Below are 14,615 nucleotides of genomic sequence, written 5' to 3'. Positions count from 1 at the left end.
TTTCTCGCTTATCCCTGCGCATCAGCGTCTTCGGCCCGAGGGCGATCAACTGATGCGCAGAATTATCCGCTCGGGATAAATCGAAGGTCAAGCAGAATTTATCCGGTCAGGATAATTACAGTGTGAGCACCGCATTAATTGCCCGGCCTAGCACTGAAAAACTTTCACGCCCGAGTTTGATCGTGGCGTGTGCAGGGTTCGTTGAGCACGGTTCGAGTCGCGCGGGGTCGCTGCGGTAGCGCTTGAGGGTGGTCTCGCCCTCCGCGTTCATGACCGCATAAACGCCACCTTCACGAAGGTCTGCCTCGTTGGGATCGATGATGACGTAACCGCCGGCTGGGACAATCTTATTCATGCTATCCCCATCCGGCTCCAGTGCGAACGCGCCAGCCGGCGCATTGGCGGCGTGGACATGCCCCAGCGGGTGCTCCACCGCCTCGCGCCAATTTCCAGCGGCGATACGGCCAACAAGCGGGATGGCGCGTATCGGCGCCGGAGGGGCATCGTTCAACAGCTCCTGGGGGTCGACATCCATCGCGTTCGCGAGGCGCTCAATCCATTCGGTCGTAAGCGGGCGCTGCGACCGCTCAAGCTTGTGAATCTGACCGAGCGTCGTTTTTGCTTTGTCCGCCACCTGCTGTAGCGTCATGCCCTTCGCCTTGCGCACCCTGTGCAGCCGACTGGCGACCGTGTCGGTTAGCGATTTCATGACAAATTCTCCAACGTTCCCGCGCGCATTATCCGAAGCGGATATGAAACGATAGTGGAAAGTTCGGCGATTTATCCCGTGATGACCGTCACGCCGCTTGGTGGCGCTTGCAGAAATTATCCTGTGCGGATAAATTGGCGACATGCACAAGCTCAAGGCCTACCTCACCGATCAGCGGATTTCCTACTCGGAGTTCGCGCAAATGATCGGCGTCGCGAACGCTGGCGTCGTTCAGAAGTACATCGACGGATCGCGCACGCCGCGCCCGACGATCATGCGGAACATCGTTCGCGTGACCGAAGGCCACCTGCAGCCAAATGACTTCTTTGAGCTAGGCGCCGCCGATAACCCGACGGACCAGGCCCAGGCGGCCTGATCGCCGTGGCCGGGCGGGGCTCAAACAGGTCGGGCTGGCGAGGCCGCGATCCGGCGGCTGATGCCGCCTTCCAGCAGCGGGTCGACGAGATCCGCACGATGCACAACATCAGCGAAATCATCGGGCGCTATACGACGCTGCGGAAAACCGGGCGCGAGGTAGCAGGCCTGTGCGTTTTCCACAACGAACGGTCGCCGAGCCTGCGCGTGAATGATGCCAAGGGCACCTATCACTGTTTCGGCTGCGGTGCTTCCGGCGACGTCATCCGCTTCGTGATGGACAAGGAGGGCATGAGCTTCCTCGAGGCGCTATCCTGGCTTGGCGCTTCCGATCTCCCTGTCGTCTCGCCGGAGCAGCGGGCGCAGCGCGCTGCCGAGGACGCCGCCGATCGTGAGCAAGCGATAGCCGAGGCCCGAATGTTCTGGGATCGGTCGCGCCCGGCAGCCGGCACGCCCGCGCAGGTGTATGCGCGTGCGCGAGGGATCACTATGCCGTTGCCGCCCTCGATCCGCTTCGGCATGGTCCCGGCTTGGCGCGATCGTGAAACGGGCGAATGGGGGCGCGACCTTCCGGCGCTCATCGGCGCTGTCACGATCGGTGAGGATCTCGTCGCCATCCAGCGCATTTTCCTTCGGGATGGCGGGCGCGCCAAGGCGAACATGAAGAAGCCGAAGCTCAGCCTGGGGCGCGTTATGGGCGGGGCCCTCTGGCTCGGGCCACCTGCCGGCGAGATCATCATCACCGAGGGGCCGGAAGACGCGCTCAGCCTGGCGCAGGAGATTCCCGGGCGCACGGTCGCTGCGGCGCTGGGAACCGCCATGATGCCGGCCATCCGCTATCCCGCCGAGGTGAGGCGGATCACCATTGCTGGGCAGAACGACAAGGCTGGAGCGCTGGCCGTTGATCAGGCCGCCGCCGCCCTGACCGAGTTGGGCTTTTCGGTTCGGACGATGTTCCCGCATCCCGATTACAAAGACTGGAACGACCAGCTGCGCGGCATCAGGCGGGAAGGGGCCTCTGTATGAGCGGGGCCTTCAGCCGGCAATATGAGGACGCCGACCTGATCCCAGGCCAGCCGATTCCTATCAAGCCGGCCGTGCCCAAGGCCGGCGAATACCCCGTCGATGCCCTGAGCCCGAAGTTGCGGGCGGCAACACTCGCGATCATGGACAAGGTCCAGGTGCCGGCCGCGATCGCGGCGCAGTCGATCCTCTCGGCCGCTGCGCTCGGCGTGCAGGCGTTCGTCGACGTTCGGCTCCCAACAGGCGAGGTTATCCCTTCCTCGATCTTTGCGATCACCGTGGCGGCGTCGGGCGATCGAAAGTCGTCATCCGACAAGCTGGCGCTGCACGCGATCCGCGAGCGCGAGGCCAGGATGCACGACGATTGGCAGATCGCCCAGACTGCATATCTCGCCGACAAGGCCGCGTATGGCGCTGCCCACAAGAAGGCGACGAGCACCGCAGGCAACCGCAACCGGCGGGATATTCGCGAGGACCTTGAACGGCTGGGCCCCGAACCGATCGCGCCGCCCCTGCCGATGCTGGTCAGCGACGAGGGCACGCTCCAGGGCCTGCAGAAACTGTTCGCCGACGCGATGCCGTCGCTGGGCCTATTCTCGGACGAGGGAGGCCAATGGCTGGGCGGCTTCGCCATGGCCGAGGAACAGCGCGGGCAAACCGGCGCGGCCTTGTCGAAGCTGTGGGACGGATCGCCGATCAAGCGGGTGCGTGGCACCGACGGCGTCACCATCCTGCGCGGCCGCCGGCTGTCGCTTCATCTGATGATCCAGCACCGGATCGCCAAGCGCCTGCTCTCTGACCCCGACCTGAAGGACCAGGGCCTGTTGTCGCGCATCCTCGTCTGCCAGCCGGAGACGATGAAGGGGCAGCGCATGTGGCGCGACCCGGATGCCAATTCCGATCTCGACCTGGAGAAGTTCGACGCCAAGCTCTACGGCCTTCTCAGCGGCGAAATGCCGATGGACCCGCAGACCCGCGCGTTGACGCCGAAGATCATCGACCTGTCCCCCGAGGCGAAGGAGATGTTCCGGCAATGGCATGATGCGGTCGAGGTCGAACTGCGGCCCGGTGGTATGTTCGACGACATCACCGGCTTCGCAGCGAAGCTGCCCGAACATTCGGTGCGCATCGCCGCGGTGATGGCATATTTCGAAGACCGGCAGACCGTCCAGATCAGCGCTACCGCGCTGTCGGCTGGCATCAAGCTCGCCAAGTTCTACGCCATGGAAGCGCTGCGTCTGATCGGCATCGGAACCGCCGACGAGGATAGCGAAAACGCCGCCGCCCTGATCGCGTGGATTCGCGACAAAGGGCACCGGATCGTCGGTAAGAAGTGGCTCAGTAACAATGTCATCCCCAAATCGATCCGACCGGCACCGCCGCTCTCGCGCGCGATCGAGATACTGATCGAGCACGGTCACTTGGTCCCGATCAAAGGTGGCGCGCACATGCGGCTCGGCGAGAAAGAGCAGTTCTTCAAGGACGCCTACACCGTCATCGAGGACGCGGCCGAATGAGCGGGTTCGCCTCCTTCGATCCCGACCGCTTTGTCGGCGAGATCCGCGCGCCAGTTGCGATCGGTCCCGCGCCCCTGCCTTCGGACTGGCAGCACGCCATTACGCTACTTCAGGATGCCGCGCGACCGTCCTACGCGTCTTCCGCGCGCTGGGCCCAGGTGGTGCAGGATGCCGTCATATTCGCCAACACGCGCGCCGAGGAAGCGGTCCAGGCCGGCTGGACGCTCGGGAACGTGTTCGGCTTCGACCCCGACCAGCCGGATGGCTTCGTGGGGCTGGTGATCGATATCCGCGGCGCTTCCGTTCTGCGCGTTGATCCGAACGTGGCCTGGATTCCGCATGAGCGAGGATGCCGGTTTCACTATCGCCACATGCCCGACGATTCGCCGTTGCTGTGGGAGCTCGCTCGCATGGGGAAAGGGCGACGTCGATGAACCTTACGAAGTGTTGCCCGCTGTTGCCTGCGCCGTTCATGTTCGGCCGCATCGTGTCCAGTCTGCGAAGTGTTGCCCCGAAGGGCAACCGCTGGGCAACACTTGGGCAACGGCACGAAATCCCCGAAAAATCGACGTTTCGCATTGTGCCCGCCCTGCGCTGTTGCCCCGGCGGGGCAACACTTCGGGCAACACTTGGGGGTCGGTTGGATTTCCATACGACCCCAGCGCGAACGGAGAAAGAACAAACCCGCCAGCGAGGCTGTCGCGGCGGGCGGCGGGGGTGGTGGGTTAAGGGGAGGCCCTTGGCCTACCCCTTAAACCCGCCGATTGCAACCCTGCCATGGGTATCGGTCGAGGAGGATGGAAAAATGCCGAGACGCAGGAAAGCCGACAAAGCCGAGCTCGTCGCCCGGCTGGAGGCTGTTCGCGTGACGATCGCGGACATGAAGGACGCCATGCCGACGATGGCCCGGGAACTGCGCCGCTCGGCCGACGAGGCGCTGGAAGATATCATCGAGGCTATTCGCTGATGGCAACGCCGCTCGCCCGCTTCGCGTCGCTCAGCGAGGAGCCGGACCCGGCCCGTGCGCGCCGCGCGGCCCGGGAAGCCTACCACGCCCACGGCATCGTCCTAATCAATCCCGAATGGCTGTCCGGCTGGGCCGACCGGAAACAGCTCGAAATCCTGGCCGAGAAACTGTTTGGAAAGCGAAAGGTCGATCATGGGCAAGGGTAACGTCATCCAGCGCAGCGCCGCCAGCCGTGCCGCGAATGCGGCGGCGATGTTGCGGGGCGAGAAGCCGGTCCATGCCGCCCCTGAGCCGCCTCGCGCACCCGTGCGCACGCGCGAGACCCAGGAACCGACGCCGGAGCAGATCGGTCATTTCGTCTTGGGCCCGGTGCGAACCGAAAAGGGCCAGGTCATCGGCCGGGCCTATCGCCGCCAGCCATACTTTGAGACCCTGGCGAAGATGCCCCTCCGCGCGTCGGATCAGAAGGGGCCCCGGCTCATCACGCCCGACCAGTTGCGGGCGCTGCGGTATTATCGTGCCAATCACGAACTGACGGTCGTTTCGGAAACGCGCTGTGCGCTCAATCAGGAGCGGGGCAGCGGCGAGGCGATTGGCCTGCCTATCACGTTGCTGTCGGCTCGTGGCGTGAAGGATTGCGAGGTGGGGCTGGGCGCCTTGGTGCATACGCTCCGGGCTGTCGCGCTGGAGGACAAGAGCTTTGCCCAGGTCGCTATGGAGCGGTGGGGAAGCCGCGACCGGCAACGCATCGTCATCGGGTCGGGGAAGAAGAAGCCCCGCGTCGCCAAGGAGATCGTGCCGAAGTCCAGCGCGCATCCCGGCATCATCCGACAGGAGTTCCTGGACGCGCTCAAGATCATGACGGGCACCACTGCGCGGCTGGTTTCTGATGGGGCTTGAAGCTGGGGGGTGGATATGGCATTTCAGGAACCGTCGGAAATCTGACCAGCAGAGGCCGCGCCCACCGGGTTGCGGCCTCGGTCGTTTCTGGAGGCTCCCATGTCTCGGCGGGTAATGCCGCCATTCGCTATCACGAACAATCGCACGGTACGGAGGCCGACGATCGAGCGTCCGTGCGATGCTGACCGCCCGACTGGTCTCTAGGCGCGCCGGCCAGCATCTATCATAGGGGGCGCACATGGCCCAGACGGTGCTCACCCTGAAATGCGAGTGTCGCCCCGCGCTTGATGCGCTGATTACCTGCGCACAAGAGATCGCGGAGACGCATGGTGAAGATCGCGCGATGGCCTGGGCCGCCGCGCAGGTCGATGCCGATCTAGATTTGTTCGTCCGGATCGTCACGGAACGCCGCCCGGCGCTTCGGCTGATCAACGGCGGTCGCTGATGGGCGAGCGCATCCGAGGATCGGCCGGCGTTAAGCTGCGCAAGCGGCGTCTGGCCCGCACCGGTGGCCTGTGCGAGCGTTGTGGCAAGGCTGGCCGCGTCCGGCTCGCTACCCGCGTCGACCATATCAAGCCGCTCGCCCTCGGCGGCGAAGACGTCGACGAGAACACGCGCAACCTATGCGAGCCGTGCCACCTCGACGTGACCGCCGAGCAGTTCGGGCATGCTTCACCGATCGAGGGCAGGGGCGTCGACCGATCGGGTCGGCCGACCAGTCCCGATCATCCGTGGAACCGGGGGGTTATCGGGGGTGCAGCGTAACAAAGTTGCGCGGCCCACCCCCCGGTCGAAAGTCTGAGGGGCCGCGCGGCGGACACCGCCCCCGCCCTCCGTGCGCACTGCGAGCAATTTTTGAGGGGGGAGGGTTTCGGGCTCTCCGCTGGAGGTTGGCATGGCCGACGTGATCGCGCTCGACGGCGGCGACGGCGTTCCGCCCGAGCCGAACTGGCGGACCATCTTCGGCCGCGCGGCCGACCGGAACGCCGCGGCGGACTATTGGCGCGCGATCATCAGCGAGATGAAGGCGGCCGAGAAGCTGTCCTTCGCCAACGCCCATTCGATCAAGCGCCTTGTCGTCGCCTATGTGACCTTCGACATCAGCGCCCGCGAAGTGCTGAAGCTCGGCCCGGTCATCAAGGCGAAGCGAACCAAGGTTCCGACCTACAATCCGTGGTGGACCACCATGTCGAACGCCGCGAGCCAGGCGCAGGCGCTGGAAAAGGAGCTTTGCGTCAGCCCGCGCGATCGCGGCTCCGGCGCCCGGGTCGAGAAGAAGCAGCGCCGCACAACGGGCGGCGGCTACCTGAAGAACCGTGGCTAATCGCTTCCTGGCCGAGCCCGACCCCACGACGGCGTGGGCGAAAGCGGCCGTCGAGGGCAAGCTGTTTGTCTGCGGCGACCTCGTCCGGCATGCGGCCGAGCGGCATCTCCGCGACCTCCGCGACGGCGAGCGCCGCGGCATCTACTGGCGCCCGGAAGAAGCGGCGCACTTCTTGAACTTCCTGCCGTCGGTGTTCCAGGTCACCGACGGTCCGGCGGCCGGCGAACCGTTCTACCCGCTGGAATATCATACATTCTGCGGGGGCAGCCTCTTCGGATGGCGCACCGCGACGAACCGCTGGCGCTTCCGCACCGGCTGGCTGGAGACCGGCAAGGGGCAAGCCAAGTCACCCCTGATGGGCGCGATTGGCGTCTATATCATGGGCTGGTGCGGTATCCCGCGCGCGCAATGCTATGCGATCGGCGAGGACAAGGCGACCGCCAACGTCCTGTTCCGCGATGCCGTTGCGATGTGCCGGGCCGACATCCCCGGCGGCGAGGAAGGTGAAAGCCTTGAGGGGCTTGGCGAGGTCATCATCCGCGGCGAGCTGGAGAACGCCTGGAAGATCGAGCACCCGGATAGCGGTTCGTTCTTCATGCCGATCGCCAGCGGGGAGTCTCAGTCTGGGCCGCGTCCATCGCTGGTGGCGGCAGACGAGATCCACGAACTGAAGTCGGAAGCGGCCCTGCTGACGTGGAAGGCGGCGATAGACAAGGTCGCCGGCAACGCGTTGATGCTGCTGGGAACGAACACGCCTGCGCGTTCGACCCAGCATGTCGGCACGTCGTATTCCGACACCTATCAGGCGATCGTGAAGGGCGAGGCGAAGGACGACACCGCCTTTGCCTTCATCGCTCGCATCGACAAGGGCGACCGCGAGACAATCTTCGAGAACGAGCGCGCCTGGCAGAAGTCACTGCCGGCGCTCGGCGAGACGTTCCCGATCGAAAACATCCGCGAGACGGTCAATTCGGCGAAGCTGCGTCCGTCCACGAAGTCGAGCGTCAAGCGTCTGTATTTCGGCATCGACAGCGCGGCGGCGGACTTCTGGATCAGCGAGGAGAAGTGGTTGGCGGTGCAGGGCGTGGTCGACGCCCGCGCGATGCGCGGCCGCAAGTCGTGGTTGTCGCTGGACCTGTCGCAGAAGAATGACCTCACCGCGCTGTCGCAGGCATGGGAGCTTCCCGACGAGCTGGTTGCCGTGAAGACATGGTACTGGACGGCCCGGGAAGGTCTCGAAGAGCGCGCGGACAACGACAAGGCGCCGTATCTCGATTGGGTTGAAGACAAATATCTGACCGCCACGCCCGGCGCGACGATCGACTACACCTTCGTTGCGATGCAGGTGAAACAGCAGGTCACCGAGCACGAGGTCGAGGCGCTGGTGGTCGATCCGGCTTTCCTGACCTCGTTCACCGACGCCTGCGACCAGGTCAGCCTGGCCTGGTGGTTGTGGGAGGGCCCCGGCAAGCCGGAAGGCCGTGGCCTGAAGATCGTCAAGCACGCCCAGGGGCAGCGGATCATGTTCGAGGACCGGCAGCTCTGCATGCCGCACTCGATCACCAGAACTGAGGACCTCATCCTCGACGGGAAGCTGTTGGTCGACGATTCGCCGGTCACCTATTCGTGTGCGGCCAACGCGGTGATCGAGGCGGACGGCCTGAACAACCGCATGTTCAACAAGAAGAAATCCCGCGGCCGGATCGACGGCATGGTCACGATCGCGATGGCGGTCGGAGCCGCCACCGCGACGGTCAAGCCGAAGAAGAAGTCGGTTTACGCGACCCGCGGCATCATCCGCGTCTGAGGGAGGCGACATGGCAGGTTTGTCCCCCGACGATTATCGGCGCGCCGCTGGCTATCGCCGGAACGAGGCGACAGGGCCGGGTATCGGCCACAATGGTGGCCCCGCGCTGGTCGACAGGGCCGGGCCGGTCAGCGCGTGGATCGACATGTCGCTGAACAGCCCGGAAATGGAGGAGTTTGTTCGGGGCGGCCGGATGAGCGCCGCCGGTATCGCGGTCAACGACCGGAGCGCATTCCGGAACAGCAGCTTTTTCCGGGCCACCAACCTGATCGCCTCGTCGATCGGCATGTTGCCGACCCAGCTTCATCGCCGGTTGGCCGACGGCACGACCGAGAAGGCGAAGGACCACCCGCTCTATCGCGTCCTGCACAAGCGCCCGAACCCCTATCAGACGGCATTCGAGTTCAAGAGCTACATGCAGTCAGTCGCGCTCTGCGATGGCAACGCCTACGCGCGCGCCGTCTGGGGCGTGCGGGGCGGGGTGAAGACCGTCATCGCGCTCATTCCGTTTGAGCGCCGGTCGATCGAGCCGAAGCTTTCGGACAACTGGGAGCTGACCTTCGACTACACGAATCCCAAGGGTGGCAAGAAGACGCTCGCGGCCAACGAGGTCTTCCACTTTCGCCACCCGCTGAGCCGCGACGGCCTTAAGGGGATCGGCCTGCTCGACGTCATCGTGGAGACGATCGGCGTGGCGTCCGCCGCCGAGCGCGCGGCCGGCAAGCTGTTCGACAAGGGCGTGATGGCCGGCGGCGCGCTGGAGACGAAGGATTCCCTCGGCGAGGAGACGATTGGCCGCCTGAAGGAAAGCCTCCGCGAGGATCATGCCGGCGCCGAGAATGCTGGCGACTGGCTGATTCTGGAAGAGGGGCTGACGGCGAAGCCGTTCGTCAGCAACGCGAGGGATGCGCAGCATGTCGAGATGCGCAAGTTCAGCACTGAGGATCTCGCGCGCTTCACCGACATTCCGCGCCCGCTGCTGATGATGGACGAGACGAGCTGGGGCACCGGCATTCGCGAGCTGGGCCTGTTCCTCGTCACCTACTGCCTGACGAAATGGTTCGTCGCCTGGGAGCAGGCTTTCGAACGCACCTGCCTGACCCAGGCCGAGCAGGATGCCGACGAGCTCTACATCAAGTTCAACGACGGCGCGCTGCTGCGCGGTTCGCTGAAGGAACAGGCCGAGTTCTTCTCGAAGGCTCTCGGCAACAACGCTGCCTGGATGGAGCCGAACGAGGTTCGCGCCAATTTCGAGCTCAACCCCGTTGCCGATGGCAACGGCCTCCCCAAGCCCGCCGAAAAATCCCCGTCGAAGTCGAAGGATGATGACGCTGATGACTAAATCCAGCCCAGCACCCGGCAAGCCGGGGCCGATTCCGTCGTTCGGCGGTCGCCAGATCCCCGGCTCGAAGCCGGTGCCTGGCGCGCCGGGCATGCCCCGGTCGATCATCGGTGGGGTGCGGGCGCGCGAGCGGCCGAACGCGCTCCCCGTTCCGGCGGACCGCCGCGTTTCGGCCTTCTCGCCGCTCCCGGTCATGGAGCGCTGGGGCGCCGATGCTGCCGGCATCCGCCCGGCCGCGCTGGAACAGGGCGACAATGTCATCACCATGTTCGACGTCATCGGCGAGGACTGGTGGACCGGCGGCGGTGTGACCGCGAAGAAGGTCTCCTCTCAACTCCGCGCGATCGGCGATCGGCCGGTGGAGGTGCAGATCAACACCGGCGGCGGCGACATGTTTGAGGGCCTCGCCATCTACAACGTGCTGCGCGAGCATCCGCAGCCGGTGACGATCAAGGTCATGGGCATGGCCGCCTCGGCGGGATCGATCATCGCCATGGCTGGCGACACGATCGAGATCGGCGCCGCCTCGTTCATCATGATCCATAATTGCTGGGTCATAGCCGCCGGCAACCGGCACGATTTCGCCGAGGTCGCCGCCTATCTCGCGCCGTTCGATCAGGCCATGGCCGACGTCTACGCCCAGCGGACCGCGCAGAAGGCGGCAGACTGCGCGAAGTGGATGGACGACGAGACGTGGATGTCCGGATCGATGGCAATCGATCGCGGATTCGCCGATGCCCTGCTGTCCGCCGACCAGATGAAGGTCGACGAGAACGCGAAGGCGGCCGATCGCGAGGCGAACGAGGTCCGAGCGCTCGAAATCACCCTCATCAACAGCGGCATGACGCGCGCCCAGGCGCGCGCCCGCATCAAGAGCATCAAGGGCAAGCCGGACGCTGCCCTCGATCCTGCCGACACGCCTGGCGCTGGCGGCGAAGACCCCGAGCTGATGGCCGCGATGCGGTCCCTGCTCGCAGATTTCCGCAAGTAGCAAGGAAACCAGACGATGAAGAAGTTTGACCGTACCGCGCTCGTCGCGGTTGCGACGGTGCTCGCGCATCCGTTTCGCAAGCTGCTCGGCGCCGACAAGCCGGCGCTGCGCCTTACCGCCCCTACCGTCATCGCTCCGGCCATGCCGCGTGCCCTGATCGGAACCACCATCCGAGCCGACGCCACGGGCGACCCCAAGGCCATGATCCAGGCGCTCCAGCAGGCGCACAACGAGTTCAAGGAGACGATCGAGGCGAATATCGGGGCGAAGGCCGATAGTGCCGAGGTCACCGCCAAGCTCGAAAAGATCAACGGCACGATGAACACGCTGGAGGCCGCGCTCAACGAGCACGCCCTCAAGCTGGCATCGGTAACGGTCAACGGCGAGCGCGGCACGCCGTCCGATCCGGACTACACCAACACCTTCACCTCGTTCATGCGCGACGGCACCCGCGACGCCGAGGACAAGCTCAAGTCCGAGCAGAAGAAGGGCCCGCGCGCCGCGATGTCCGAGGGCGTCGATGCCGACGGCGGCCTGCTGGCCCCGATCGAGTGGGATCGCACGATCACCGGCCGGCTGAAGCTGATCTCGCCGATCCGGCAGGAGGCTACCGTCATCCGCATCAGCAAGCGCGGTTTCACCAAGCTGTTCACCGACCGCGCGGTCGGCAGCGGCTGGGTCGGTGAAACGGCGTCGCGCCCGGCCACCTCGACGCCGCAGTTCACGGCGCTGCCATTCGCCATGGGCGAGATCTATGCCAATGCGGCGGCGAGCCAGGACCTGCTCGACGATGCGGAGATCGCCCTCGACGACTGGCTCGTCGGCGAGATCGACACCGAATTCACCCGGCAGGAAGGTATCGCTCATATCTCGGGTGACGGCACCAACAAGCCGCATGGTCTGCTCGGCTATGTCACTGGCGGCGCGCACGACGATCGCCACCCGTGGGGCGCGATCGAGGTCGTGAACAGCGGCGCCGCGGCGGCGTTCACCGCCGACGGCATGATCGACACGATCTATAAGCTGCCGGCCGCTTACACGCCGAATGCGAAGTGGTTCCTCAACCGCACCTCGCTCGGTGCGATCCGCAAGCTGAAGGACGGCCAGGGCAATTATCTCTGGCAGCCCACCTTCGTCGCGGGGCAGCCGTCGACCCTGGCGGGCTATGCGGTGATCGACGTGCCGGACCTCCCCAACGCCACCGCCGGCAATTTGGCGGCGCTCTTCGGCGACATGCGCGAAACCTATCTCGTCATCGACCGGATCGGCGTGCGCGTGCTGCGCGATCCCTACACCAACAAGCCTTACATCTGCTTCTACGTCACCAAGCGTACCGGCGGCGGGGTGAAGAACCCCGATTCCATGAAGGCCATCAAGATCGGCACCGGCGCCTAAGCCATGCTGCTCCACCGGGCCGACGTTCGCGTCGGCCCGGTTCCTCGAAGCGCCGGCGGGCCCGACGTTTCGGTGAACCTCGCAGGAGAACCCACATGACCACCAAGAAAGCCGACGCCCCGGCCGGTGATAACGGCGTCGCCCCGGCCACCACGATCGACCCGTCGGGCGCTCCCGCCCAGATCGTCCCGGACGTCAACCTCGATCACCCCGCGGTTGACAACGACCCGCGCGCGAACACGACCGCCGATCAGAACCGGATCGATTTCAACGATCCGACCATCCCCGGCCATGTCGCCGTGGCGCGCAACCTCGGTCTCAAGGCCGACGACGAGAAGTAAGGCGCCCCTCCAGTCGCCTTACCCGGCGCCGGCTGTTCCCCTTTGCGGCCGGCGCCGACCATTTTCCAGCGAGGTGACAGATGGCCGAACCCGTGTCGCTCGACCTCGCCAAGGCGCAGGTCAATGCCGGTGACGATGACGACCTCGTCATCGAAAGCTGCATCGTTAGCGCCCGTGGCTGGGTAGAGAACCATACCGGCCAAATACTGACGCCGCGGCGGGTCACTGTCGCTCTGGACCGGTTCACGGATCGTATTCCCGTCTGGCCGATCGCGGCCGTATACCAGATTTCCTACAACGCTGCGGACCGCACGCAGTTCGTCCTTTCAGAAGATGTCTATGCGCTCGCCGCCGTTCGCCGGCCGGCGCGCCTGATGCTCAAGGCGGGACAGACCTGGCCGCGCGTTGCCGTCGGCCCCGGCCAGATCATTGTCGAACTGGACGCGGGGTATGATACGCCCGGCGATATCCCGCCGGGGATGATCCGCGCGATGCTGCTGCTGATCGGCGGCTATTATGCCGATCGCGAGACCGGCGGGCTGGCGGCGGAGATCGAGACGGCCGCGCGAAACGCCTGTGGCTCTGCCGCGCGCGGGTGGCGGCTATGATCATTCGCGCCGGCCGGCTCCGGGATCGCATCACCTTCCATCGGCCCGTTGCTGACGAAGCGCCGGACGGCGCCGGCTCTGGCGAATGGGAACTGGTGGCGGCGAACATTCGCGCCGAGGTTCAAGCCATTCGCCCAGGCGGCGATGAGGCGATCCGCAGCGGCATGACCGTCGTCGCCCGAAGGTCGCGCATCATCATGCGCTACCGGGCCGACATCACGCCCGACATGCGCGTCACCTTTGGCTCCCGCACGATGGAGATCGTCGGCGGGCCGGCCGTGCTCGGCAACCGGGCCGGTCTAGAGCTCATGGTCGCGGAATACCGACCGGCGGGGAACAGTGCCTGATGGCAACCGCGAAGGGTAGGGCCGACGTCAAGCGGTTCATCCTCCAGCAGACGCCGCAGGACCTCCGCAAGGTGCTCGTCGGCGCCGGCCGCGCGGGCGGCAACGTGGTCGCCGACGATGCGCGCGAGCGCTGCAAGTCGGACCGCGTGCGCGGTTCGATCAAGGTCAAGGTGAAGGCCGGCGACAGCAAAGTCACAACCTCGGTGCAGACGAGCGGGCCGGGGTCGGCAGAGGCCGGCTGGCTCGAATACGGTACCGATGCTCATTTCATCAGCGTGGATGACAGTCAGCGCGGCGGGCTGTCCGTTCGCAAGATCAACGAAGCCGACAAGGCGGCGCGCCGCGAGGGCAAAATCGGCGGTGCCGAATCCCTCGTCATCAACGGCAAGTTCGTCGGCACCACCGTGCGCCACCCCGGCGCCCGGCCTGAGCCCTTCCTGCGGCCTGCACTCGATCACAACGAAGGCGCAGCGGTCGCGGCTGCACAGGCTCACATCAACAACCACGTCACGCCCGGCGGCGTGATCGTCGCCGGCGCGGAAGGTGTGGACGAATGAGCACCACCCGGATCACCGGCGGACACATCATCGCGACGCTGCTGCGCGATAATGTGCCGCTTACCGCGATGGTGGCGGCTCCGAAGATCAAGCAGGGGCGCGTGCCCAACGGGCCGCTGCCCGTGATCGTCGTGAAGACCGTCAGCGTGGTCGAGCGGCAGGCACTAAAGCGCGGCGCGACCGTGCTGCGCACCGATCGCGTCTCCGCCACTGTCCGGGCCGCGAGCTATCGCGACCAGGTCGACATCATCGAGCTTATCAAATCCGCCTGCGCGGGCCGCGTAGGCGACATCGGCGGCGGCACCAACGTGTCGATCCTGCCCGCGGGCACTGGGCCCGATCTCGACGGCCCCGGCGACAGCTTCGAGCAAACCCAGGACTTCCGCGTCAGCTTCGTCGCGGCGGCCTGATC

20 protein-coding genes are annotated in these 14,615 nt (G+C 65.6%); 19 read left to right on the top strand and 1 reads right to left on the bottom strand.

The window, feature by feature from the left end:
* Positions 1-115 precede the first annotated feature (115 nt).
* Positions 116-709 carry a LexA family protein gene (locus B5X82_RS08405; protein ID WP_176152508.1) on the bottom strand — a complete coding sequence of 198 codons (594 nt, stop codon included), beginning with the start codon at positions 707-709 and terminating at the stop codon, positions 116-118.
* A 142-nt stretch (positions 710-851) separates the two neighbouring features.
* Between B5X82_RS08405 and B5X82_RS08400 the strand changes: the two genes are divergently transcribed.
* From B5X82_RS08400 to B5X82_RS08320, 19 genes are all read left to right on the top strand, one after another.
* Complete coding sequence (locus tag B5X82_RS08400) at positions 852-1,085, top strand: helix-turn-helix domain-containing protein (RefSeq protein WP_079647701.1); 234 nt, start codon at positions 852-854, stop codon at positions 1,083-1,085.
* 5 nt (positions 1,086-1,090) lie between these two features.
* Positions 1,091-2,110, top strand: a complete 1,020-nt coding sequence (locus tag B5X82_RS08395; protein ID WP_268878220.1) for a CHC2 zinc finger domain-containing protein — start codon at positions 1,091-1,093, stop codon at positions 2,108-2,110.
* On the top strand, positions 2,107-3,624 hold the full coding sequence (locus tag B5X82_RS08390) for a YfjI family protein (RefSeq protein WP_079647698.1): 1,518 nt from the start codon (positions 2,107-2,109) through the stop codon (positions 3,622-3,624). The genes B5X82_RS08395 and B5X82_RS08390 overlap by 4 nt, the downstream gene beginning before the upstream one ends.
* Complete coding sequence (locus tag B5X82_RS08385) at positions 3,621-4,058, top strand: hypothetical protein (RefSeq protein ID WP_079647697.1); 438 nt, start codon at positions 3,621-3,623, stop codon at positions 4,056-4,058. The genes B5X82_RS08390 and B5X82_RS08385 overlap by 4 nt, the downstream gene beginning before the upstream one ends.
* 305 nt (positions 4,059-4,363) lie before the next feature.
* Positions 4,364-4,591, top strand: a complete 228-nt coding sequence (locus tag B5X82_RS26295) for a hypothetical protein (protein ID WP_139385062.1) — start codon at positions 4,364-4,366, stop codon at positions 4,589-4,591.
* Complete coding sequence (locus B5X82_RS08380) at positions 4,591-4,797, top strand: hypothetical protein (RefSeq protein WP_079647695.1); 207 nt, start codon at positions 4,591-4,593, stop codon at positions 4,795-4,797. Before B5X82_RS26295 ends, B5X82_RS08380 begins: the two co-directional genes overlap by 1 nt.
* Positions 4,784-5,491 (top strand): hypothetical protein, encoded by a 708-nt coding sequence (locus B5X82_RS08375; protein ID WP_079647693.1) that lies wholly within the window; start codon positions 4,784-4,786, stop codon positions 5,489-5,491. The genes B5X82_RS08380 and B5X82_RS08375 overlap by 14 nt, the downstream gene beginning before the upstream one ends.
* Positions 5,492-5,729: 238 nt before the next feature.
* Complete coding sequence (locus tag B5X82_RS26290; protein ID WP_139385061.1) at positions 5,730-5,936, top strand: hypothetical protein; 207 nt, start codon at positions 5,730-5,732, stop codon at positions 5,934-5,936.
* The gene (locus B5X82_RS08370) at positions 5,936-6,256 is read left to right on the top strand and encodes an HNH endonuclease (RefSeq protein ID WP_079647691.1); all 321 of its coding nucleotides are present in this window, start codon (positions 5,936-5,938) and stop codon (positions 6,254-6,256) included. Before B5X82_RS26290 ends, B5X82_RS08370 begins: the two co-directional genes overlap by 1 nt.
* Positions 6,257-6,386: 130 nt before the next feature.
* Positions 6,387-6,815 (top strand): P27 family phage terminase small subunit, encoded by a 429-nt coding sequence (locus tag B5X82_RS08365; protein WP_079647689.1) that lies wholly within the window; start codon positions 6,387-6,389, stop codon positions 6,813-6,815.
* Positions 6,808-8,622: a terminase large subunit gene (locus B5X82_RS08360; RefSeq protein WP_235862631.1), complete on the top strand. Its 1,815-nt coding sequence runs from the start codon at positions 6,808-6,810 to the stop codon at positions 8,620-8,622. The genes B5X82_RS08365 and B5X82_RS08360 overlap by 8 nt, the downstream gene beginning before the upstream one ends.
* A 10-nt stretch (positions 8,623-8,632) precedes the next feature.
* On the top strand, positions 8,633-9,964 hold the full coding sequence (locus B5X82_RS08355; protein ID WP_079647687.1) for a phage portal protein: 1,332 nt from the start codon (positions 8,633-8,635) through the stop codon (positions 9,962-9,964).
* Entirely contained in the window at positions 9,957-10,955 is a 999-nt protein-coding gene (locus tag B5X82_RS08350; protein ID WP_217699571.1) for a head maturation protease, ClpP-related, read from the top strand. Before B5X82_RS08355 ends, B5X82_RS08350 begins: the two co-directional genes overlap by 8 nt.
* Before the next feature lie 15 nt (positions 10,956-10,970).
* Positions 10,971-12,350 carry a phage major capsid protein gene (locus B5X82_RS08345; RefSeq protein ID WP_079647684.1) on the top strand — a complete coding sequence of 460 codons (1,380 nt, stop codon included), beginning with the start codon at positions 10,971-10,973 and terminating at the stop codon, positions 12,348-12,350.
* A 95-nt stretch (positions 12,351-12,445) separates the two neighbouring features.
* Positions 12,446-12,691, top strand: coding sequence for a hypothetical protein (locus B5X82_RS08340; protein WP_079647683.1), 246 nt, complete (start codon positions 12,446-12,448; stop codon positions 12,689-12,691).
* Between the two features lie 80 nt (positions 12,692-12,771).
* Positions 12,772-13,299: a head-tail connector protein gene (locus tag B5X82_RS08335; RefSeq protein WP_079647682.1), complete on the top strand. Its 528-nt coding sequence runs from the start codon at positions 12,772-12,774 to the stop codon at positions 13,297-13,299.
* A complete protein-coding gene (locus B5X82_RS08330) occupies positions 13,296-13,646 on the top strand; it encodes a phage head closure protein (protein WP_079647681.1) in 351 nt (116 codons plus the stop codon). Before B5X82_RS08335 ends, B5X82_RS08330 begins: the two co-directional genes overlap by 4 nt.
* Entirely contained in the window at positions 13,646-14,203 is a 558-nt protein-coding gene (locus B5X82_RS08325; protein WP_079647679.1) for a hypothetical protein, read from the top strand. The genes B5X82_RS08330 and B5X82_RS08325 overlap by 1 nt, the downstream gene beginning before the upstream one ends.
* Positions 14,200-14,613 carry a hypothetical protein gene (locus tag B5X82_RS08320; protein WP_079647677.1) on the top strand — a complete coding sequence of 138 codons (414 nt, stop codon included), beginning with the start codon at positions 14,200-14,202 and terminating at the stop codon, positions 14,611-14,613. The genes B5X82_RS08325 and B5X82_RS08320 overlap by 4 nt, the downstream gene beginning before the upstream one ends.
* The last annotated feature ends 2 nt before the right edge of the window (positions 14,614-14,615 follow it).

Origin of the sequence: Rhizorhabdus histidinilytica (assembly GCF_900167915.1) — a bacterium.
GTDB classification, from domain to species: Bacteria; Pseudomonadota; Alphaproteobacteria; order Sphingomonadales; family Sphingomonadaceae; genus Rhizorhabdus; species Rhizorhabdus histidinilytica.
Note: the sequence above shows the minus strand (reverse complement) of the source record. Positions and strands in the feature narration are given on the sequence as shown.